The 20,973-nt window shown below is 68.2% G+C and carries 22 protein-coding genes; 13 read left to right on the top strand and 9 right to left on the bottom strand.

Features of this window, described 5'->3' with window-relative positions; genetic code table 11:
• Positions 1-33: 33 nt before the first annotated feature.
• Entirely contained in the window at positions 34-2,103 is a 2,070-nt protein-coding gene (locus VAB18032_RS02975) for an amylo-alpha-1,6-glucosidase (RefSeq protein WP_013731292.1), read from the bottom strand.
• Positions 2,100-2,543 (bottom strand): SCP2 sterol-binding domain-containing protein, encoded by a 444-nt coding sequence (locus VAB18032_RS02970; RefSeq protein ID WP_013731291.1) that lies wholly within the window; start codon positions 2,541-2,543, stop codon positions 2,100-2,102. Before VAB18032_RS02970 ends, VAB18032_RS02975 begins: the two co-directional genes overlap by 4 nt.
• Before the next feature lie 626 nt (positions 2,544-3,169).
• Here VAB18032_RS02970 and VAB18032_RS02965 point away from each other — a divergent pair.
• The 3 genes from VAB18032_RS02965 to VAB18032_RS02955 all read left to right on the top strand — a co-directional run bounded on the left by VAB18032_RS02965 (position 3,170) and on the right by VAB18032_RS02955 (position 5,620).
• Positions 3,170-3,853 (top strand): BON domain-containing protein, encoded by a 684-nt coding sequence (locus tag VAB18032_RS02965; protein ID WP_013731290.1) that lies wholly within the window; start codon positions 3,170-3,172, stop codon positions 3,851-3,853.
• A 57-nt stretch (positions 3,854-3,910) separates the two neighbouring features.
• Positions 3,911-4,987, top strand: coding sequence for an FAD-dependent oxidoreductase (locus VAB18032_RS32280; RefSeq protein ID WP_232510656.1), 1,077 nt, complete (start codon positions 3,911-3,913; stop codon positions 4,985-4,987).
• 126 nt (positions 4,988-5,113) lie between these two features.
• On the top strand, positions 5,114-5,620 hold the full coding sequence (locus tag VAB18032_RS02955) for a hypothetical protein (RefSeq protein WP_013731288.1): 507 nt from the start codon (positions 5,114-5,116) through the stop codon (positions 5,618-5,620).
• Positions 5,621-6,024: 404 nt separating this feature from the next.
• On the opposite strand, the gene VAB18032_RS02950 is transcribed toward VAB18032_RS02955, so the two are convergent.
• From VAB18032_RS02950 to VAB18032_RS02940, 3 genes are all read right to left on the bottom strand, one after another.
• Positions 6,025-6,939, bottom strand: a complete 915-nt coding sequence (locus VAB18032_RS02950) for a TrbL/VirB6 family protein (protein ID WP_013731287.1) — start codon at positions 6,937-6,939, stop codon at positions 6,025-6,027.
• Positions 6,940-6,944: 5 nt separating this feature from the next.
• On the bottom strand, positions 6,945-7,325 hold the full coding sequence (locus VAB18032_RS02945; RefSeq protein WP_043719550.1) for a pilin: 381 nt from the start codon (positions 7,323-7,325) through the stop codon (positions 6,945-6,947).
• A gap of 426 nt (positions 7,326-7,751) precedes the next feature.
• A complete protein-coding gene (locus VAB18032_RS02940) occupies positions 7,752-8,630 on the bottom strand; it encodes an RNA polymerase sigma factor (RefSeq protein WP_013731285.1) in 879 nt (292 codons plus the stop codon).
• Between the two features lie 829 nt (positions 8,631-9,459).
• Here VAB18032_RS02940 and VAB18032_RS02935 point away from each other — a divergent pair.
• The gene (locus tag VAB18032_RS02935; protein ID WP_013731284.1) at positions 9,460-10,395 is read left to right on the top strand and encodes a hypothetical protein; all 936 of its coding nucleotides are present in this window, start codon (positions 9,460-9,462) and stop codon (positions 10,393-10,395) included.
• Positions 10,379-11,374, top strand: coding sequence for a TRM11 family SAM-dependent methyltransferase (locus VAB18032_RS02930; protein ID WP_013731283.1), 996 nt, complete (start codon positions 10,379-10,381; stop codon positions 11,372-11,374). The genes VAB18032_RS02935 and VAB18032_RS02930 overlap by 17 nt, the downstream gene beginning before the upstream one ends.
• Before the next feature lie 331 nt (positions 11,375-11,705).
• Here VAB18032_RS02930 and VAB18032_RS02925 read toward each other — a convergent pair whose 3' ends face one another.
• Positions 11,706-12,596 (bottom strand): HNH endonuclease, encoded by an 891-nt coding sequence (locus tag VAB18032_RS02925; RefSeq protein ID WP_013731282.1) that lies wholly within the window; start codon positions 12,594-12,596, stop codon positions 11,706-11,708.
• A gap of 123 nt (positions 12,597-12,719) precedes the next feature.
• The gene (locus VAB18032_RS02920; RefSeq protein ID WP_148272180.1) at positions 12,720-13,628 is read right to left on the bottom strand and encodes a hypothetical protein; all 909 of its coding nucleotides are present in this window, start codon (positions 13,626-13,628) and stop codon (positions 12,720-12,722) included.
• Between the two features lie 379 nt (positions 13,629-14,007).
• On the opposite strand from VAB18032_RS02920, the gene VAB18032_RS32225 reads away from it, so the two are divergent.
• From VAB18032_RS32225 to VAB18032_RS02905, 4 genes are all read left to right on the top strand, one after another.
• Entirely contained in the window at positions 14,008-14,151 is a 144-nt protein-coding gene (locus tag VAB18032_RS32225) for a hypothetical protein (RefSeq protein ID WP_013731280.1), read from the top strand.
• Between the two features lie 98 nt (positions 14,152-14,249).
• Positions 14,250-14,534 carry a helix-turn-helix domain-containing protein gene (locus VAB18032_RS02915; protein WP_013731279.1) on the top strand — a complete coding sequence of 95 codons (285 nt, stop codon included), beginning with the start codon at positions 14,250-14,252 and terminating at the stop codon, positions 14,532-14,534.
• 315 nt (positions 14,535-14,849) lie between these two features.
• A complete protein-coding gene (locus tag VAB18032_RS02910; RefSeq protein WP_013731278.1) occupies positions 14,850-16,313 on the top strand; it encodes a tyrosine-type recombinase/integrase in 1,464 nt (487 codons plus the stop codon).
• A gap of 361 nt (positions 16,314-16,674) precedes the next feature.
• Positions 16,675-16,872, top strand: a complete 198-nt coding sequence (locus tag VAB18032_RS02905; RefSeq protein WP_043719547.1) for a hypothetical protein — start codon at positions 16,675-16,677, stop codon at positions 16,870-16,872.
• Positions 16,873-17,448: 576 nt separating this feature from the next.
• On the opposite strand, the gene VAB18032_RS31435 is transcribed toward VAB18032_RS02905, so the two are convergent.
• Both VAB18032_RS31435 and VAB18032_RS02895 read right to left on the bottom strand, forming a co-directional pair.
• Positions 17,449-17,691: a hypothetical protein gene (locus VAB18032_RS31435; RefSeq protein WP_148272179.1), complete on the bottom strand. Its 243-nt coding sequence runs from the start codon at positions 17,689-17,691 to the stop codon at positions 17,449-17,451.
• Between the two features lie 50 nt (positions 17,692-17,741).
• On the bottom strand, positions 17,742-18,626 hold the full coding sequence (locus tag VAB18032_RS02895) for a helix-turn-helix domain-containing protein (protein ID WP_232510652.1): 885 nt from the start codon (positions 18,624-18,626) through the stop codon (positions 17,742-17,744).
• Between the two features lie 344 nt (positions 18,627-18,970).
• Here VAB18032_RS02895 and VAB18032_RS33420 point away from each other — a divergent pair, with 344 nt between their 5' ends.
• The 4 genes from VAB18032_RS33420 (at position 18,971) to VAB18032_RS02875 (ending at position 20,955) form a co-directional block, all read left to right on the top strand.
• Positions 18,971-19,180 carry a DUF397 domain-containing protein gene (locus VAB18032_RS33420; protein WP_013731274.1) on the top strand — a complete coding sequence of 70 codons (210 nt, stop codon included), beginning with the start codon at positions 18,971-18,973 and terminating at the stop codon, positions 19,178-19,180.
• Positions 19,181-19,922: 742 nt separating this feature from the next.
• Positions 19,923-20,342: a hypothetical protein gene (locus tag VAB18032_RS02885; RefSeq protein WP_013731273.1), complete on the top strand. Its 420-nt coding sequence runs from the start codon at positions 19,923-19,925 to the stop codon at positions 20,340-20,342.
• 2 nt (positions 20,343-20,344) lie between these two features.
• Positions 20,345-20,677, top strand: coding sequence for a hypothetical protein (locus VAB18032_RS02880; RefSeq protein WP_013731272.1), 333 nt, complete (start codon positions 20,345-20,347; stop codon positions 20,675-20,677).
• The gene (locus VAB18032_RS02875; RefSeq protein WP_013731271.1) at positions 20,674-20,955 is read left to right on the top strand and encodes a hypothetical protein; all 282 of its coding nucleotides are present in this window, start codon (positions 20,674-20,676) and stop codon (positions 20,953-20,955) included. The genes VAB18032_RS02880 and VAB18032_RS02875 overlap by 4 nt, the downstream gene beginning before the upstream one ends.
• Positions 20,956-20,973 lie beyond the last annotated feature (18 nt).

The raw sequence follows: 20,973 nt of genomic DNA, 5'->3' as shown, positions 1-20,973 counted from the left end.
TTCACCCTCCTTTGGCCGGTGCCGGCCCTTTCATCAGCTGCGGGAGGCGCTGTCTCGTTCGTTGTGGTTGGTGTCCGGTCGTCGGCGGCCGAGGGCGTCGACGACTCCCCACCGGCCGGGGATGTCCAGCAGTTCGATGCGGTTGATGCTGTCGGGGAGCGCCGGGTCGACGACGAGATGGTCACCGTGGGGTTGCAGGCCGAGTAGCACCCGTATGAGCAGCAGCGGCGTTCCGGCGGACCATGCCTGCGGGCTGCAGGCGGTGGGGTACTGCACGGGGTACTTCGTTCGTTTCCGATCGTATCCGGCGAACGCCTCCGGAAGGCGGCCTTGGAAGTATCGGGCGGCGTCGAGCATCGCCTGGCAGACGAGGGCGGCTTCCTCCCGGAACCCGTAGCGCCACAGGCCCCAGGCGATGATCGAGTTGTCGAACGGCCACACCGTCCCGACGTGGTATCCGAGGTGGTTGTAGCGGCCGTTGCCGGTGGCGAGGGTACGGATTCCCCAGCCGGAGAACAGCCGCGGCCCGAGTAGGTGGCCGACGATGTCGGCGGCCCGCTGCTGGTCGACGATGCCGCTCCAGAGCAGATGCCCGATGTTGGAGGACAGGGCATCGACCTGCCCGCCCTCGGCGTCCAGGGCCAGGGCGTAGTACCGTCCGTCGCCGACCCAGAAGTCGCGGTTGAACCGGTCCTTGAGCTCGGCCGCCTCGTGTTCCAGCCGCTGCGCGTAGGCGGGGTCGTCCCACAGCAGCCGGGCGAGCCGGGCGCCGCGCATCTTCGCGTCGTAGGCGTACCCCTGCAACTCGCAGGTGGCTCTCGGGAAGCCGGGCAGCCGGCCGTCGGCGTAGGAGATCGAGTCCCAGGAGTCCTTCCAGCACTGATTCTGCAATCCTGTCTCGGGGTTGCGCGTCTGGTACCACACGTATCCGGTGCCGAGCAGGTCGCCGTAGGTGTCGATCCAGTCGAGTGCCGCGCGGGCCTCCATCTCGAAACGTTTCGCAAGCGTGTCGTCGCCGGTCCACCGGTGGTACTCGTCGAGAAGGATCACGAACAGCATCGTCGAGTCGGCGGAGCCGAAGTAGGGCGAGTGCGGTTGTTCTTCGAAGCCCGCTGACTCTCCGTAGCGCAGTTCGTGCAGGATCTTGCCGGGCTCCTCGTCGCGGAAGTCATCGAAACGGGACCCTTGGGCCAGTGCCAGCGCGGTGATGGTCGGCGGCGTGAGACGCGGCAGGAAGGGCAGGGACTGCAGGCAGGTGAACATGCTGTCGCGGCCGAACAGGGTCATGAACCACGGCAGGCCAGCGGCGACCAGGTGAGTGGCGGTGCTGACCGAGGTGTACCGCAACGCGGCGAGGTCCGTGAGGCTTCGACGGTAGGTGGACGTGAGCGTCTCGCTGTCGCTAACCAGCCGCGGTGTGGCATCCAGCCATCTGGTCAGCGCCTCGGCGATCTGCGCCGCGGACCGGGGACGGTGCAGACGCAGGCTGTCCCGGAAGTCCCGCCCCTGCGCGCCCAGGATGTTCGTCGCCACATGGAAACGGGTGCGCCACTCCGCGTGCGCGGGAACCTGAATCCGGAAAGTCATGCCGTGCTCATCGACATCGCCGGCCACGCTGCTAGACACCACCGTCTGGCGTTCGAAGCTGCCCCGACGGTAGGTGAAACACAGCAGGCCGTCGCGGACGGTGACGGTGACCGGCGCGACCTTGCGGGTCGGGTTCTTGATCTCGAACAAGTCCGCGAAATCCGCGCCCATCTCGACCCTGACCACCAGTTCCGCCGGCTCGTTGCCCTCGTTGAGCACCGCGAGATCCTCATCGAAGCTCCCGCCGATCGTGCGGTGACGGATCACGGAGATGTCGGTGTCCACGTAGTGGGTCGGCTCACCGGGCACCAGGAAGAACCGGCTCTCGTAGTACTGCAGGTCATCCACTGACAACGCGGTGAGCCGGCCACCGTCGATGGTCAACTGCCAGGTGGACAAGAAGCGGGTGTCGTAGGAGAACAAGCCCGTGGGAAAGGCCGGCGAGGGATCGACATCCCCCTGCCGGTCGCTGACCAGAAACGTGTTGCCGTCAAGAATGTTGACCAACGGCTTCATGCCCGCTCCGCTGGTGTGCTGCGGGCGACGGTCTCGTCCATCCGCTCCCGCCAACGACTGCCACCGACCACGTCCCTCGGGTCACCCGACCCTGGCGCGGAGGGAAAGAACCGCCTGAACACCAACAACAGCGCGACTTCCCCCACCACCGTCGCCTCGTTACGCAGCAACGCGGCGATCAACTGATCAGCGCCCGTGATCAAGTCGTGGAACAGGTCAGCCGACAGCACCACCGTGGCATCGGCCGGCTCGCTGCCCCTGTCCACGACGACACCCCGGTCACGCATCGCCACCCGCCAGAACTCCCCGCTGTCACCCTCCTCCACCTTGATCAACACCACGCCGGCGACCCAGCAGGGAAGCACCCGCCCCGCCCGCGACGACAGAGACCGGAAAAACGTCTCCCGCTCCCGTGTGAGCTCCCGTCTCGAGGGCGACATGCTCCCATCGTAGGCGCGACACGAGCCACCACCCGGACGAACGCCGAACCCGCACGACACGAGGCGTCAGCCTCAGCCCCGTCAACAACACCCGTGCGTATGCCCGGGGCTGTCTCGCTAACGGTCCCGTCCCCGCAACTGTGGTGATTCACTCGTTAGCGCGCCGACCCGATGTGCGTCCACCCCTACGAGTACGGGTGGTTCACAGTGAAGCCGACACGCGAACTTTTGGGCGCCACAGTGATCCGGCACCTGGCCACCAAGGGCCTGTCTCGCTAACGGCTCTGTCTTTGGCAGCGACGCGCCCCACCCCGGTTACACAGTCAAGATCACCAACAGCATCCGGACTTCGTGCCAGAGCCAGATTCAACTGACCGTTGACAGGCCGCCGCTTGACGAACCCATAGGGACACCCCCCGGTTCAACGGGAATGTCCGGCGGAAGCGAAGCGGCGTATGCGGGCTCTCGTCGGCGCAGAATCCGGACCTCTATAACGGAGGGTACGGGTTCTCGTCCCCGAAACTGTGGTGATTCGCTCGTTAGCGCGACGTCCCGATGTACCTCCACCCGCACGAGTGCGGGTGGTTCACAGTGAAGCCGACGACGCGAACTTTGGAACGAGCGCGATGACCACCACGACGATGGCTCGGACGGATGAGCAGTTGCAGCGGGATGTGCTGGCCGAGATGCATTGGGACGCCCGCGTCCACCCGAACGAGATCGGCGTGTCTGCCAAGGACGGTGTGGTGACCCTGACCGGATGGGTGGACTCGTACGTGAAGAAGTGGGCGGCCGAGGAGGCGGCGCACCGGGTGCGGGGCGTGAAGGCGGTCGCCAACGACCTCGAAGTGCGGCTACCGACCGCGGCGGAACGCACCGACGCGGACCTGGCGGCCGCAGCGACCCGGGCCCTGGAATGGGACGCGCTGGTGCCGAGCCAGAACATCCACGTCACCGTCACCAAGGGCTGGGTGACCCTCAGTGGCGAGGTCGAGTGGGAATTCCAGCGGCGCTCCGCGAAGCGGGCGGTACGGCGTCTGTCGGGAGTACGGGGAGTCACGAATCAGATCTCACTGCGACCCCGGGTCAAGGTGGACGTGGCGGCGGCGCGAGACAGGATCGAAGAGGCTCTCATTCGCGCCGTGGACACGCCCGGCGAACGGCTGAGCGTGACCATCGAGGGCGACAAGGTCGTCCTGACCGGCGTGGTCCGGTCCTGGCGCGAACGCGAAGAAGCCGCACGGGTCGCCTGGTCAACGCCCGGCGTGATGTCGGTGGAGAACCGGATCGTTGTCATGCCCGACGCCTGACGACGACGGCGCCCTGCAGTTCGGCCCGGTGGTGGTGAGTGACGCCGAGGGTGCTGGGTGTGGACGACTTCGCCCGACGGCGTGGACACCAACCGGTACGCCATCGTGCTGATCGACATGCACACCCGCCGCCCGTCGATGTCCTGCCCGACACCCTCGCCGCCTGGCTGCGCGAGCACCCCCCGGCGTCGAGATCATCTGCCGGGATCGAGGCGGCAGTTTCGCCGAGAGCGCCCGCAAGGGGCACCGGACGCGATTCAGGCCGCCGACCGGTGGCACCACCTGCTGAAGAACCTCAGCGACACCGTCGAGAAGATCGTCTGCGGGCACCGACAGTGTCTGCGCACACACACCGATACTATACCCGCCCTGGCCACGCCGGCGGCGGTTGAACCGGTCCGGGCGGGACGACGGGCCCACCCAGAAAACGATCACTCATCGCGTACGACCATTGACCACTACTCACTCACCCTCACCACCAGTACCGGCACCCTGGAGTTGGCCGCCGAGCAGCTGCTGGTCGCCACCGGCCGCCGCCCCCTCACCGGCGGCCTGAACCTCGACCAGGTGGGGGTCACGGTCGGCCGGCGGGGCGAGATCATCGTCGACGAGCACCTACGCACCAGCAACCGGCGCATCTGGGCCGCCGGCGACGTCACGGGGCATCCGCAGTTCGTGTACGTGGCGGGCGCACACGGCACCCTGATCGTGGACAACGCCTTCGACGACGCCGACCGCAGCATGGACTACACCCACCTGCCGCGGGTCACCTTCACCACCCCGGCCATCACCTCAGTCGGGCTCACCGACGCCCAAGCCGCCGAGCAGGGACTGGACTGCGAATGCCGCGTCCTGCCCCTGGACTACGTGCCACGAGCGATCGTCAACCGCGACACCCGCGGCCTCATCAAGATCGTCGCCGAGCGTGGCAACGGCCGCATCCGGGGCGTCCACGCGCTGGCCGACAACGCCGGCGACGTGATCGCCGCCGCCGTCTACGCGGTGCAAGCCGGCATGACCGTGGCGCAGATGGCCGACACCTGGTGCCCCTACCTCACCATGGCCGAAGGCCTGAAACTCGCCGCCCAAACCTTCACCCGCGACGTGGCAAAGCTGTCCTGCTGCGCCTCCTGACCGCCCGCCTAGGACAGCGGCACTGCCGAATTCGGCGCCCTCCTGCACGCCCACGACATCCCCGGGTAGTCACCGGCGAGGCCGGATACCAGCGGCACCGCGCCCACCACCGAAGGAGACCGCACGATGAGGCTCACCGAGACGATCAAGGACCTGGCCGTCGCACCGGCAGCCGGCTACGCGGCGACCAAAGTGATGGACCCGATCAGCATGAAGCTGTACCAGCTCGAATCCGACGCCGACCGCAAGCGGGAAGACACCGCCCGCCCCGGCCTGCCCTACGAGATCGCCGCCGCCAAGACCCTGCGCCTGCTCGGCGTCGACCTACCCGGCACGGCACGGCAGCGGGCGGGGATGGTTCTCCACTACGGCCTGGCGATCAGCTGGGCGCCGGTCTACTCGGTGCTACGCCGCACCATCGGCCTCAACCCGGTGCTGGCCGGTCTGGCCTCCGGCGCGGCCATGTCCCTCATCGTCGACGAGGGCCTCACCCCAGCACTACGGTTCTCCGCCCCCAACCGGGCCTACCCCCTGGCCACCCACCTGCGCGGGTTCGTCGCCCACCTCGCCTACGGCCTGACCGTAGCTGCCGTGACCGAAACCGCGTGGAAACTGACCCGCCGACGCCCCTGACCACCAACCACGCAGATCAACCATGCGGCCTCGGCAACCCAGCAGCAGATTGCCCTTCCCGTACACCCGCTGAACCTGACCCGTCTGCCTGGCCACCCGCCGCTCCCCGCGATGGCGTACCCGCCGACGGGCAGGACGGTCTCCTCGCCGAGGATGCCCGCCGTGCGGGGCGTGAACACTCCCGCCCACGCCCCGCACACCACCCTGACAGCGCAGACAGCCCCGCCAACGCGACGACCCCCGAACATCACCAGGCGCGGTCAACCCCACTCATTCGTTGGACACTTGCCGACATCGCCGACGCGACGGTCAGCCACGCGAACCCCAACACCATCCGCAGGAGAGGCAGTATGAAGCGCCCGTCGGCATCCGTGCCCTGGTCGGCGTTTCGGGCTCAGGTGCGGTCATCTGATGGTCCTCCGAAGGGTGTTCAGGCCGGGGACGGTGCGGGAGAGCTGCTGCACCACGACGACGCGGACGACCGCGCCGAGCATGGTGCTCGTGCCGCGTCCGGTCTGGCCCGCCCAGCGGGCCATCAGCCCGGGGATCTTGACGGTGGTCCACAGCAGCACCACCACGACCAGGAGGTTCAGCGTGCCGCCCGGATCAGGGGGCAGGCCGAAGACGGGCAGCATGGTCGCCGGGTCCAGCAGTGTCTGCTCACCGGCGGTGAGGAAGAACGCCTGCGCCACGGGTATCGCCAGGCATCCGGCGTAGGCGCGCCACCACAGTCGGGCGAGGCCGTCGGTGGCGGGTAGCGCGTGGCAGGCCAGCGCCAGCGGCGCGATGGCCGTCATCACCAGCAGCGCCACGAACCGGCCGATCAGCTGGAACGCGGCCGTCACGACCAGCACGGTGATGATTAGGGCTAGGACCAGGAACAACAGCGGGACAGTGCGGTCGTGTGCCGCCGCGAGGTGGGTGCGGATCGCGGTGAACGCGCCGTCGCCGTCGTAGCCGCCGTCGCTGATCGCCGCGGTCAGGGCGTTGGCGAGATCGATGAGCTGGTCGCAGGCCAACTGGGAGAAGTGCGCGGCGGTGAACCCGACGACCAGCCGCGGTAGGAGGTCCTTGACCGTGTACCGGGACTGCTCGCCGCCGCCGGCGACCATGACGAGCACGCCGGCGGCGACGAACGCGAGGACGAAGACGGTGTCCACGATCCAGACCGACCGGCCGGTGAGGGCCTGCACCTGCGGCAGTCCGGTGACCTTCGGTGTGGTGAGCAGGACGCTGGTGATGAGGTCGAAGATCGCGCCGAGGCAGGCCAGGATCGCGTCGGTCAGCCAGTCCAACGTCTGGTCGAGGAACCATCCCATCGGGTTCAGCCCCCGACGATGCCTTGGACGACCTGCAGCAGGATCGGTGCGAGCACCGCCAGGCCGTAGCCGATCAACGCGTTACGCAGGGCGAGTTTGGCTTTCTCGACCTGCGACGGGTCACCACCGGCGGTGGCCCAGTACACGCCCGCCAGGACGAGGAACAGAGTGGCGAGAGCGGCGAGGATCCCCATGATCCAGGCCCGCAGGTTGGCGATCACCACCGGCAACGAGTTCGCCGCCAAATACACGGCGTCACCCGGGTCGGCGTACGCGGCGGCCGGCACGGCGAGCGACAGGCCGACACCTGCCAGCGGTACGGCGACACGAAGAGCGAGACGAACAACTCGCGGAGTTCGGAGAGCGTGTTGTGGGATGCGGGACATGGGGCGTTCACCTCCCGCCGCTCCCCGGCCACGAACGGACGTGGCCGGGGGCGGCGATTACTCGAAGCAGATGGGGACTGCCGCCGGGCGCGGGCGAGAAGCGCGGATCCGCGTGAGCCCCGGGAGGAGCTCGTCCTCCCTCATGGGTGGGTTGCGGTCATCAATGTGGTGTCAGCGCATCAACTGGCGCGGCACCCGAGGCACGCGGATCGCGGCTGCTCGCATCGCCCGGCGGCGGGCGGAACCGGCGAGGGGTACAGCTCGAAGGTCCCGCACCCCCAAACCGGGGGTTGTGAGTCCTGGCGAACACTTGCCGCGCTCACACCGTCCTGTGAGGGCTCACAGCGCCAGGTCAGGCCCCCCGGCGCGGAGAAACGGCTGTGGCCCGACGCGCAACGTCGGGCCACAGCCGTTTCCGGTGGTTGGTCAGGCGGCTGCCGCAGCGTGCTGACCTGCGTTTTCGCGGCGGGTGGTGGCGGCGCGTCCGGCGCGGCGCCGACGGCGCTGCTCGGCCCGCTGCCGCAGTCGTGCCGTGGTCTCCGGCGACACGAGCCCGGTCAGAAGCCCGTCGGCGAGGGCGGCGGCGATGCGGCTGTCGATGCGGGACAGCCGCATGCGCAGGGCGTCGACGCTGACGCCGTGCGCGGCGGCGATGGGTTCGATCGCCCGGTACCCGAGCCGCACGTCGATGTAGGGCTGTTCGTCCTCGGGGTCGAGGATGCCGAGGGTCACCGCGCGGCGGACCAGGAGGTCCGGATGCCCGTACGGCATCCTGGGGGTGCGGGAGCCGGGGGTGACGTGCTCGATGTCCTCCACCGGCACATGTTCCTGCCGTTGTAGGCGCAGGTTCCGCCCGGCTCGCCATGCCGCCTTGCACAGGCTCGCGTACGGTGCGGGTTTGGTCAGGTCCGCCCGGTCGCGCAGCGCGGTCAGGAACCCGGTGAGGATCTCGGCGTCGATGTCCGCCGGGTCGCCGTCGTAGCCCTCGCACAGCGCGGCCGCGTACCGCTGCAGCGCCGGCATCGCCATGCCGACCGCGGCGACGACCCAGTGCGGCCCGTCGAGGCGGGCACGTCGGATCAGCTCCCGCCACACCTCGTCACGCGCCGTGTAGGCGCGGGGATGGCGCAGCAGCCAGTCCCGCAGCGCGGGCAGCGGCATCACCGGCTGCCGCAGACCCGCGTCGCAGGCCAGCACCGTGCAGTCGAAGACCAGCGGCGCGGGCTCGCAGGTCAGCGCGGCGAAGGCGGTCTGCGCCGCGTCGAGGGCGGACGTCGGCCAGTTCGTAGCGTCGGACACGCTCATGGCGAAACTCCTGTGACAGCGAAGGGATGGCGGGATGCCGTCGCCGGTGTTGTCACGGCGACCGGTGCCATCGATTGCGCCACAAGCGACTCACAAGGACCTGACAGAGCTGTCCCGGGCGCTGTTCGCCACCGGGGTCGGACCTCTGCCAGTGGCCCAGCCCGCACGATCTGCCATCGCCTCTATCGCGGCGGGAATTCTGACAGAGGCCGGTTGACCTGCCCTGTGACACCCTGACAGACCCTGTGACCGGGCGGCCCGGGTGGCGGTGGCGCAGGCTTCACGCCGTGACCGCGAGACGGCGTACACGACCTCACCGGGGACACGGGCGGCCCGCTGTGACGACCAAGCGACTCGCCGCGTCACTGTCACCGCCGGCCGGGGACGGCCGGCAGGGGGCTCTCGCCATACCGGCGGCAGTGGCGGGCGGTTGTCACCGCCGGCCATCCCGCGTCCTGTGACAGACGACGCCGCGTCGATGGCATCGGCCCGGCAGACGGTGCTCGACGACGTCTCACAGTGCTGGTCGACGGCGGTGTCCACGTCGGCGCCCGAGGCGCCCTCCGCACCGGTATGAGCATCCGTCAGCGTTCCTGTCAGTGACGTCACTGACCGACGGCGAGCAGGAATAGGGCCGGTTCCGGCGCGGTAGGCGACCGAGGGTGGTTCTAACGTCGTGGGCAGCAGACGAGGCGACAGAAGCAGGACATGCCGGTGCGCGGGTCGCGTGGTGTGAGGGCCTGTGGGTTGGGCAAGTGTTCGCCAGGGCTCACAAAGCCCGGTTCGGGGGTGTCAGCGCTTCACGGCGCGGCGCGGAGCCGACATCCATATGAGCGAGCACCCGCCGCACCCGCACCACCAGGCCGACCACACCGGGCCGGCCGAGGCCACTCTCATCGACCTGATCGCCGGTGACCCGCCGGTACCGATCACGGTCTGGCGCACGGCCCGTACCGACGCCGACCGACCCACCAGCCTGCCCACCCGTTTGGCCTACCGACTCGTCGCCGCCTACAGCCGGCCCGGGGAGGCGGTGGTCGACCTCACCACCGACCACACACTGACCGAGATCTGCGCCCAGGGCGGACGCCGGCACCACCGTGCCTGGTTCACCGACAGCTCCAGCCTGATCATCGGACCCGCCACCGCCGGCCAGCCGGCGGCCACGACCACAACCAGCCCACTCACCGCCCCGGTCGAGCCGCGGGCCGGTGACACGCAGGAACCGCCCGAGCTGGTCGACTGGTTCGGCGACGACCTCACCGACCCCGACCTATACGGCGCCGACACCGCGGTCGTCCGTCCGCCCGACGACGGTCCGCTGGACGAGGCCACCAGCCTGGTGGTCGCCTCCTGGCCGCTACACGAGGCCGACATCACCGCCCGCGTCCGCCTCGCCTGGCTCCTCACCGCCTGCGCGCGGCTACTGCGCCCCGGCGGCTGCCTCGTCCTCGTCGCCGGCGTTCCCACCGGCACACAGCCCACTCCCGAGGACTTCGGGCCACTCGTGGCCGCCGCGTCGGAGGCCGGACTCGGCTACCTACAGCACATCGTCGCGGTCGAGGCAGACACCGACGGCGACCAGTTCGTCTACCACGTCACCGACGAGGAACTGCTCTCCCTCGCCCACGCCGACGGCGAACAGTGGCAGGTCGCCCATCTACGGGTCCACGCCGACCTGCTGGTCTTCACCATCCCGCAATCCCCCGCCGTGCCCGGGCCGCGGCGGCGCCGGGACCGCGAGGGCGGTGAGCGCCGTGCCTGAACACCGCGACCCAGGACACCCCGACCCGAACACGCCCACCGCCAGCCCCGGCAACGACTACCAGGGCCGGCACCACGACTACGACGACCGCCACCGGGCCGACCCCGACGGCCTGTCCGTCTGGACCACCGCGCAGACGACCGGCCCCGTGCAGCGACGGGGCCGGTACGTGCCGGAGTCGGTCAAGCACCCGGCCCGGATGCTGCCGGCGATCGCCGCCCACGCCATCGACGCCTACACCCAGCCCGGTGACCTGGTCCTGGACCCGATGTGTGGCATCGGCACCACCCTGGTCGAGGCCGTTCACGCCGGCCGCGACGCCTTCGGCATCGAGTACGAGCCGCAGTGGTCGAACATCGCCGACGCCAACATCCGCCACGCCCACGACCAAGGCGCGACCGGACGGGCGTCGGTGATCCGCGGCGACGCCACCCGACTGATCTCACTGGTTCCGAAGGCCCTCACCGGGCAGGTGGCGCTCGTGGTCACCTCCCCGCCGTACGGGCCGACGGTGCACGGGCTGGTCCGGCCCGGCGCGGACGGGGTCGTCAAATACGACGACCGCTACAACGACGGCGAGGACCGGGGCAACCTCGCCTACCGCGACCTGACCGGCCTCGCCGACGGGTTCACCCAGATCCTGGCCGGCTGCGCCACCCTGCTGCGTCCCGGCGGCGTCGTCGTGGTCACCGCCCGCCCGTGGCGCAAACGCGGCGAACTGGTCGACCTGCCCAGCGCCGTCATCGCCGCCGGCATTCGTGCCGGTCTCGTCCCCATCGAACGGTGCGTCGCGCTCCTCGCGGCCGTCCGCGACGGGCATCTCGTCGCCCGGCCGTCGTTCTTCCAACTCCAGCAGGTCCGCAAGGCCAGGGCCGGCGGGGTGCCGATGCACCTCATCGCCCACGAGGACGTCCTGATCTTGGCGAAGCAGCCGACCCCGAGGGCTACGCCCGACTCCGGCGGCGGGGTGGTCGGATGACCACACAGCCACATACCTGAGTCTCGGCGCCGGGGTGCAGAGTTCCCTCCTAATGCTCGCCGTCCAAGGCCGGACCTCAACTGGCCCACCAGCCGGACTCCTCCTGCGATTGGTTCTGTTGCCGCCATGCAAGAGCGAGCACGCGGATCGCGGCATCAGCGGCAGCAAGAGCAAGGCCAGCCTGGCCAGTCGACCAGCGGAGTGGTCGCCGGGCTGGTCCAGGGCGTTGATGCGCCTTCCCCGCGTGGTGCCTAGCCGTCGGTTGACACCCACGCTCATGACATCGCGCCACCGTATAGAGGGCTGCATCGGTCGTAGGCAAGCCAGCGAGTCAGCTGGTCGGACGGCGTGGCTCCGGGGTCACGGCGGTCACGATGCCCGACATCGGCTCCCCGACCCGCATAGTCGTGACGCGCCGGCCGATTCCGCCCGGCGTAGCCGCCTGGAGGTCGTTGACCGGTGTCCAGGAGACGAACAGCCGCCCGGCGAGGAGCACGCCCTCCAGCGGGCCGTCTGGTCTGTGGAAGATGCCCGTAACGACTGGGTGCGGGGTGATCGGCTCCGGTCCGAAGCCGCGCAGGACGTGGAGGCGCTGGCCGATCTCGCTGGCAGGCACGTCCGCCCGGCTGGGCGCGTCACGGGCCGCCAGCAGGTCGGCGCGGACTTGGTCGGCCCATTCACCTTTGATAACGCCAAACTTGATGCAGAGGGCGAGATAGGCGCACTTGAGCAGAGCGAGTGACCACCGCTTGTGCTCCGGGGTGTCGTACTCCATTTCGACATCGCCGGCGGCCAGGATCTCGGCATAAATCTCGTCAGACTTGCCGGCCGGTAGGAGCACATATTCGCCGTTCTCTGTCCAGCGCAACAGCAGTCGGCCGGTCTTGCGCTTGCCGCGCACGGTTTCCGACGCGAACCACGTCGTCAGCGCGCCCTCGTACCAGTCGAGCAGATCAGCTTCGACCCTGCTGCCGAAGTCGTTGTTGCACCGACTGCACGTCCAGGTCATCACCTTGCCCCCGAGACTACCGGGAGGCACGTGCTCCTTTTCCGTCGCTGCTGGGTCGCCGCAGATTGGGCACGCGTCGAAGCGCCGCGGGCGCAGCACCTCGACCAGCTCCAGCTCCCCCCGCTCGGCCGGCCCCGGCGTCTCGTTTGTCGCGTCGAGGCTTCGGCCGTCAGAGAGTTGGATGGAGACCGAGTCGGGTACACGCTTCGCCATTCGAAGAGGCTACCGGCTCGGACCAGGCTTGTATCCAGCGTTCCATGACCGAGTTCATCCAGGGCATCCGGACGTCGCTGAGCACAACGGCTATCCCCGCGTCGGCCAGGATCGTAAGGGGTACTACCTCAAGGGGAACAGCCAGGCAAGCGTAGCGATGATGAAGCTGCCGATGCCGAAGAATGCCGCTGTCACTGTAGCTATCAGCATCTTCTGTTGGGCTAGTTCATCATGCTTATAGAGCGACGCGACCCACCGTAGACCTGCCGCGACGGTCTCCAGGAACCGTCGGGGCATGGAGGCGAAGTCGATCTCTGGCTTAAGTGCCGACGGGTCGAAGCGGGGTCGGAGCGTCACACTGCTCGCCGTGATGCGGCTGAAGATCCCCATACCCAACGGCAGCAAGATGAGCAGGGCGAGGGCGGAGGCCACGACAGCAAGGGCTGGCTTGTCCTTGGCATCTGCGGGTGGATCGGTGAAAAAGCCGAGACCCGGCCATAGCAGGGTGAAGATCAGCATGGGGATGTACAGCGCCATCGTGGGTCCGATGAAGGCACCAAGGTAGTGCAACTTCGTCCCGCGCTTCTCGGCAGGCTCCAGCATCGTGGCGATCTTGTGGAATACCCCGGGAACGTCCGAGCCGCTCGCTTCGCCGTGCAGCATGAGGCGGCGATCCTTCTTATGCGGACCACCCACCTTGAGGTGGACATTTCCCTCCGAGCTTGTAGCCTCAATCTCAAAGTGGAAGATCCGCCCCTTGGGTGAGACGTCGATTAGCTCGTCTAACGTGTCGGTCTCGAACGTCCAGGTCTTCCAGTAGGAAGCCCTGGAGGACTCCTCGGGCACAGCAACTAGATCAGTCCTGGTGAACCGCCAGCGTACGTCCGTTCCGGCTAGGACCGTCTCGATCTCACGTAGTTCCGACACCCGTAGCCGGGTGCTCTTAAAGGTGCCTGAGCCCGAAGTCCTCTTGGGCTTGCTGCTTCTATCCGCGATCTCGGCTGGCTCAGGGGATTGGTCTACGGTCGCCACGCAGGCACCTTAGCGTGCTGCTCCGGATACCGTGCGGTGCGCACATCATCTATAGGGATGATCGGTCGATATTTATTGGTGCTCACCTATGGCAGTCGCGCCTCTAGCTCGGCTCTGCCCTAGCCCGTTAGGTTGCACTGCTCGACGACCTCGCTCACATCGACGCCATCGCCCCCGGAGCGGAGGCATCGGCGCACACCAGTAGGCGACACCCCTCGCTCAGCTCGGCCGCCGTCACTTCCTAACAGCCCACCCGACCAGACCACCACCCACGAGCGGCGGCGGCCGGCGGGGCACGGCCGCTCGCCCCTCGACCACAACCACAGATCTCGGCCACCCAGCCCCGCGCACCTCGACCAAGTGCTCCGCGCTTCGTGAGGTGGCTCATGGGCCTGGCCCGCGCTGGGTCATCGACCCCTCCCTCGCGCTGCCGCACACCGCCGCGCTGCGGGTACTCGGCAACGGCGTCGTACCCGAACAAGCCGCCGCGGCGCTGCGGCTGCTGCTGCACCCCCACCTGTAGGCGACACCCACGTATGGCCCGTCCACCTGGATCCCTACGGACGGATAGCTCGACGACTCGATCCGCCGCATTCACGTCAATCTTGGGAGGAGATGACCATGCGATCTGGACGCACCCGACGAGCACGAGTCGCGCCCGCCGGAGCGCCGCAGGCATGGACCGTCGAACAGATCCGGGCGCTGGGAACCAGTACCGACCTCGCGACCGCGGCCTCGGTGCTGGGCATGTCCCGCTCTGCGGCCTACAAGCTGATCCGCCGCGACGCGTTCCCCGTTCCGCACTTCCGCGTCGGCGCCCGCTACCGGATACCCACCGCACCCCTGCTGGCCGCCCTGCACCTGCCCGGCACACCCACAGCGCAGAACAGTGAACCCGGTCCCTAGAACGAGGCCGGCAGTCATCGGAACCAGGACCGTCACCAGCCCATAGGACGCGCGGCATTACACCGAAGCCGAAGAGCTCGCCGAGCCCGGCGAGCTCCAGGGCAGTCCACCCGACCTACGACATCGAGTAAGCGAACCGATCAGGGGCCCGCCATCTGGCGGGCCCCTGCCGTCCCACGGACCCGTACGACCGACTCGGCCGGAGCCGCGCACAGGGCCGGTTTGGAGGACTTGATCGTGTGCGGATGTCACGGGTTCATGTCGGTCGACAAACCGACGCACGTCTCCCCCCACTTGAGGAGCAGCGATCCCGCCATGCCTGACGGAAGCATCTTCAAACGCTGCGGCTGCCGTCACCCCGACACCGGCAAGCCCTTCGGTAACGACTGCCCGAAACTGCGCCGTACGAACCGTGCCTGGAGCTTCGACCACGGCCACTGGGCCTACCAACTGGAACTCCCACCCACCGCCGACGGCCGACGTCGGCTGCTTCGTCGGTCGGGGCTGCCCAGCCGGCGCGTCGCCGCCGACGAACTCGACCACGCCCGCGAACTGCTGTCCCTCGTCCCCCGCGGCGACCGGCGACGGCGTACCGAGATCGCCGACCTGCTGCAGACCGCCGTACGCGCCCGCCGGCCCCTGCCCGAAACCGACCGCATCCGTCAACTGCTCCACGGCGACGGCCCTCTCACCGACATCCCCACGGTCGCCGACTACCTGACCGGTTGGCTCACCCACCTGACCATCGACGACAACACCATCCGCGGCTACGAATCACTCGTCCGCGTCCACCTGATCCCCCACCTCGGCGACATCCCGCTGGACAAGCTCCGCGCCAGCCACATCCGCGAGATGTTCACCGCCATCGAACGCCGCAACGACGCGATCATCGCCGCGAGAACCAGCCCCGACCCGGCCGTGCGCCAATCCGTCACCGGTGTGCGCACCACCGGCCCCGGTACCCGTCAGCGCATCCGCGCCTGCCTGCGCAAAGCCATCAACGACGCCCTCGCCGACGAACTGATCGTCGGCACCAACCCGGCCACTCTCGTCAAGGTCCCCGGCGACCGGCCCGTACCGATCATCTGGGAAGACGAACGTGTCCAACACTGGAAGGCCACCGGCGAGGTCCCCGGGCCGATCATGGTGTGGACCGACGTCCAGGTCGCCGAGTTCCTCGACTACGCCGCCATCCACGCCCCCGACCTGCACCCCCTGTGGCACTTCATGGCCTACCGCGGACCCCGCCGCGGCGAGGCCTGCGGCCTACGCGACAGCGAAGTACGCCTCCACCGCCGCGAAACCACCATCAACAACCAGATCGCCACCCACGGCTACACCCCCGTCCAGAAGGCCCCGAAGAGCAGAGCCGGTAACCGGGACGTCGTCCTCGACGCCGACACCGTCAAAGTTCTCACCGCCTACAAAGCCCGCCGCGCCGCCTGGCGCCTCGCCGCCGGTGCCGCATGGCCCGACACCGGACTGTTCTTCGTCCGCCCTGACGGCCGTCCCTGGCATCCCATCGGCGTCTCGCAACGGTTCCGCCGGCTCATCCGCAAGGCCGGTCTACCACCCATCCGCCTGCACGACCTACGTCACAGCGCGGCCACCCTCGCCCTCGACGCCGGAGTCGATATCAAGGTCGTCTCCGAACAACTCGGCCACTCCACCACCACCCTCACCCGCGACACCTACCAGAGCGTCAGCAAACAACTCCACCACGACGCCGCCGACGCCGTCGCCAACAAGATCAAAAACGGGCGGCGTCAAACCGGGTAAGCAACCCAGGATCCAGCAGGAAAGCCGGACGAAACCACCCAGGCGATTCTCAAGTGGCTCGACCAGCGGCGCTTGCTTCGGAGCCACTCCGGGGCGTTGCCGACATAGCCGCCGCACTTTGTGCTGCAGTCGGGGGCGAATCCAAATGCTCGGTTGCTGCAGCCCGGTAGGCGCTTCGATACGGAAGCCCGACGGTAGCCGCGGCCTGGCTGAGCCCGGCTACAGCCGCCTGCAGCACGCGTGCGCGACAGCGATCCGTGGCCGCCGTTGTTGGGCGCCTCGCCAAACCTGGGCCGGACGGTGGCCTGCTGCACCCACGGTCCGTGGCCCTGGTCGGGACCGGATGTCTACCGTGAGGGGCATGAGGGTGCTGCTGCGCGGCGGGCCCGGCGACGGACAGGTCGTCACCGGCGGCGGGGAAGCCGTCGTCTGGCGGGCCTGCCTCTACGAGATCACCACCGAGTTCACCCACCGGCACGGACATGATCTGCGGGTCTACCGACACCGCACCGACTGCTGCGAACCACACGCCAGGGGCGCCGAGGACCGCTGCGAATGACCTTCTGCCTCGCTGGCCACTCGTACCATGGGTGCGTCGGGTTCGAGCCGGCCAAGGCGGCCACGGGGGAAGCCGCCCTGGCCGGCGATGTCTTTACCGTACGCATCCTCGTCGCCACCGGCAATCCCGTCGGATCGATCGCAAGCACTCTGTGTCCCGGCAAGAATTCGCCAGCCTGGAGGGTGCCCAGCCCCTGTCAGCGCCCAGGGCACGCGCCCCTCGTTCGCCCTCGTCCCGTAGCAAGGAGGCGGGTCTGAGCGCATGACTCAGGTGCCACAGCATCGGGTGACGTGGGTTCAGGTTGTGGAGGTTCCGGTAGGCGATGAACGGGGGATTGTCCGCGTGTCGCGGACGGCGGAGCGGCGCGACGGACGTAAATTTGCACATGTCTGATCGCCCTGGGCTACCTGGGAGTTGCGGACGGCATGTGCATACCGCATCTTGCCTACCCCTTAGAGACAGAGGAGGAGCGCACCCATGGTGCGTTCGCACAAGATGGCGAAGAACCGACCGGCCGGGACGAGCCCGACTCCTGGCACACCGGTGGTGTCCGTGGTGTCGATGGACGGCGCAGGATCACGAAGGTGGATCGGATTCCCGGCCGGGAATGGTGGCAGGTGCGGACTGCTGGGGATGGCCGTGACCGTGGCGGTGTTCGCCGGCCAGCAGGGCGGCGGCGTGGAGCAGGCCGGCCTGCTGGGGCTTCTGGTCGTCGTCATCGGCAGGCTGGTGACAGCGGATCCCGTCCTCGTCACGGAGATCCGTACGCCGGCCGCGCCGACCCTTGATCTGACGCACCAGGGCCGACCGTGTGCTCATGCCGTACCGGTGGATGTGGCTGTGCCCCGTCCGCGCCGCTCCCGGAAGAGCTAGGCGGATGTCTGCTCCCGGAGGGATCCGCGGATCTCTTCGAGCAGGCGCTGGGCGTCGTCGCCCTTCGCCGCCTGGCGGTACAGGTCCTCGAAGGAGGCCTTGTAGCCAGCGACCGCCGCCTCGTCCTCGACGAGAGCGACGTCGTCCGGCAGGGCGTCGAGATAGACCACGTCCGGGTCCACGTCCCACTCGAACTCGTGCAGGGAGAAGGGCCCGACGAGAGCGGAATTGGCCGCGGTGTCCCGCTCGAGCACCACGACGTGCAGATGATCCGGAAGCCGGAACAGGATGTGTTCGACCTGCTCCAGCATGAGTTGGGTGTTCTCCACGGACTTGAGGGCGCGTTCGTCCAGAACGATGCGCACCTCGCGTTGCGGTTGCGCGAAGACACGAGCCTGGCGGGCTAGGCGCAACTGCACACGCGCGTCCGCGGCGGCTTCGTCGCCGCGATACCGCGGTCCTATGGTCACCACCAACTGGGCGTACCGCTCGGTCTGCAGCAGCCCAGGTATGAGGAAGGGGTGGTACTGGCTGATACGCCACGAATCGTCCTCGTAGCCGAGGAAGTCCATGTACGACGCCGAGACGTACTCGCGGTACTCCGCCGCCCAGTGCCGCCGCCGCGCCAACCTCGCCAAGCCGAGCAGGTCACGTACCTGGCCGGCGTCACGCACCTGATAGAAGTCCAGCAGCGCGCGGAGGTCGTTGACGGAGATGCTGACCGACCCGTTCTCGATCCGCGTCACCTTCGACAGCGACCAGTCCATCTCCTGGCGCACGTCCTCCAGGGAAAGCCCCCGGTCGAGTCGCAACTGGCGCAACACGAGACGTAGCCGCCTGCGATTCGTGGTCGGTCCCTGCCCGCCCGTCGTCACGTCCACGCCCCCCACCCAGCAACTGCAAAAGGCAAATTGAACAAGGAATCCGGCCTAGAGCAGTTCTCCTTGGGCCGCCGGCCCTTGGCTGAGGGAAATAAGCTATCAGACAGGCCCAATGAACCCTGCATCGGGTGAAAGAGGCCGACATTCATGGCCGAAGTGGGCACCATCCTGCTACCGTGCTCACATAGCGCGACGCCCACGGAGACAGCACGTGAAGATCGCCGCTGACCTGGCGATCGTCCCGGCATTGATTCCCCGATGGTGTTCACGAAAAGGCTCACCATCACCGCGTCGCCATTCATAAAATCCCCTATACAGATCGTCGACCCTTGGGAGGAACCGACATGGAGAACGCCCGGAACATCCGCCCTATCTGGACCCGCCGCAGTTCCCGCTGCCAAAACGACCACTGCGTCGACGTGTCCCGCTACCCCACAAGCGTCCAGGTGTGCAATTCCGTCACCCCCGACGTGACCCTGTCGTTCACGGACGGCTCCTGGCGCACGTTCCTCCAAGCTCTCGGAAACAACACACTCCAACTCCCGAACACGTAACCGCCACAGCCCCCGGATCGGCCCGGCCGCGGCAACGTCCGAGCCTCGGCGTCACTGTCGCCTTGCCGACACCTGTGGCGCCGAGCCCGGCCACACCGCCACGTGCCTTTCCCCGCCTGGTCACCCTTGACCTACACGCGCACGGCCGGCCCCACGCACACCGTCATGCACAACGGACAACGCCCAGCCACACCCCGCCCTGCGGACGAGACTCTACGAAAAAGCCAAGCCACGGGTATAGGCGACACGGCGACGCCTGCCGCCCGACCGGGCTCAACCCGCCTCCGGGCCTCTAACCGTCCTCTCCCACCAGCAGTGGCCCCAGGCAAGGCCAGACATCGATGTCGAAGGCGCACGATCGGCGACACCCGATTCCATTCCTCCGCCGACGTGGCCGGCCAGAAGTAGCACGGTGGCACGACCGATGCAATTACGTCCAAGACGCCGCGATAGGACGACAAGCAGCAGTGGCAGCACCCCGACACGCTTCTCGTCTCACCGCCGCGGAATAGATCAAGTAATCGCGACGGCCAGCTGGCTCGCCCGGAGTGATGACCTGCAGCAACCGCGGGCGCTCGGACAGACCCACTAGCTTCCAGCATCCGCGAACCGGAAAGTACATCGATCGAAGCGACGAGACAATGCAGGCGCTCACAGAAGGGCTGCTGGACCTGCGCGATACCGGCGACGACGAGATCGGCCGTTCTCCAAGTGGGTGGCGGTTTAACCAAGGCATTATTCCTTGAGAATCGCGGAACAGACAAAGAAGAAGGCACGTGAGTACCGCCCCATCGGGCTGCACTCGACCTGCGACCAGTACGCCGAGCTGTACACGAAGGCCGCGCAGGCGGCCAAGCACCTCTTCGACGTGGTCAGTGGTTTGATCACCAAGCTGATCGACGTCCTGATCGTCATCAACCTGGCCTCCGCGGTCGGGACGGCGACGATCGAGACCGGGGTAGGTCCGGTCGTCGGTTACAGCGTGGCCGCCTACTACGCCTGGCAGGCGTACGACCTCTACGGCGAGATCTCGACGTTCTTCGGCAACGCCGAGGCCACGTTCAAGGGCATCGCCGGCACCCTTGGCATGATTCAGGCGGGCGCGGCCGTCGCCGCGCTTCCCGACCTCGAGCCCTACCGGCACCCCGGACAGCAGGGATAGGCATGACCGACGAGATCCACCGCCAGCCCCTGGCCCGCGCGGTCCTGGCGGCCCTCGCCAGAACCCGCGGCGGCGACGATCCGCTGGGTTCGCTGGCCCGCACCGTCCTGCACGGCGAGGCCGACCTGCGAACCGCGGCGGCCCACTCCTGGCACGGTCGGGCACTCGGTGACGCCTTCACCGCGTCACTCACCGAACGCGCCACCATCCCGGCGGACCAGCGCGCCGAATGGGAGCGGCAGGCGCAGCGGCTTCGCGACGCGGGTACGGCGTTGACCGTCGAACTCACGCCTCCGGACGGGGCTGCCGGCGACGGCCGGGAGGAACGGCGGTGAATGCCCGCACGCGGTGGCAGCTCGCCGTCCCGCTGATCGGCCTGAGCCTGCTGATGATCGTCCCGGCCGTCGGCGGCACCTGGGTGTTCTGGTCGGAGTTCGGCCCCACCTACCGGGCGCTGAGCGTGGTCATCTGCCTGGTTCTGCTGGCACAGCTGGGATTGGCGGTGTCGATCGGCGTACGACCGACCCGGGACGTGCCCTGGCTACGGATCGGACTGATCGCGGTCACCTTCCTGGTGGCCTGTTGTGTCGCCGCGGTGCGCAGGTCGGTCTGACCGTTCGCACCGCAGCGG

Source organism: Micromonospora maris AB-18-032 (assembly GCF_000204155.1).
In the GTDB taxonomy this organism is placed as follows: Bacteria; Actinomycetota; Actinomycetes; order Mycobacteriales; family Micromonosporaceae; genus Micromonospora; species Micromonospora gifhornensis.
The sequence above is the reverse complement of the archived record's forward strand: the minus strand, read 5'-3'. Positions and strand labels throughout refer to the sequence as shown.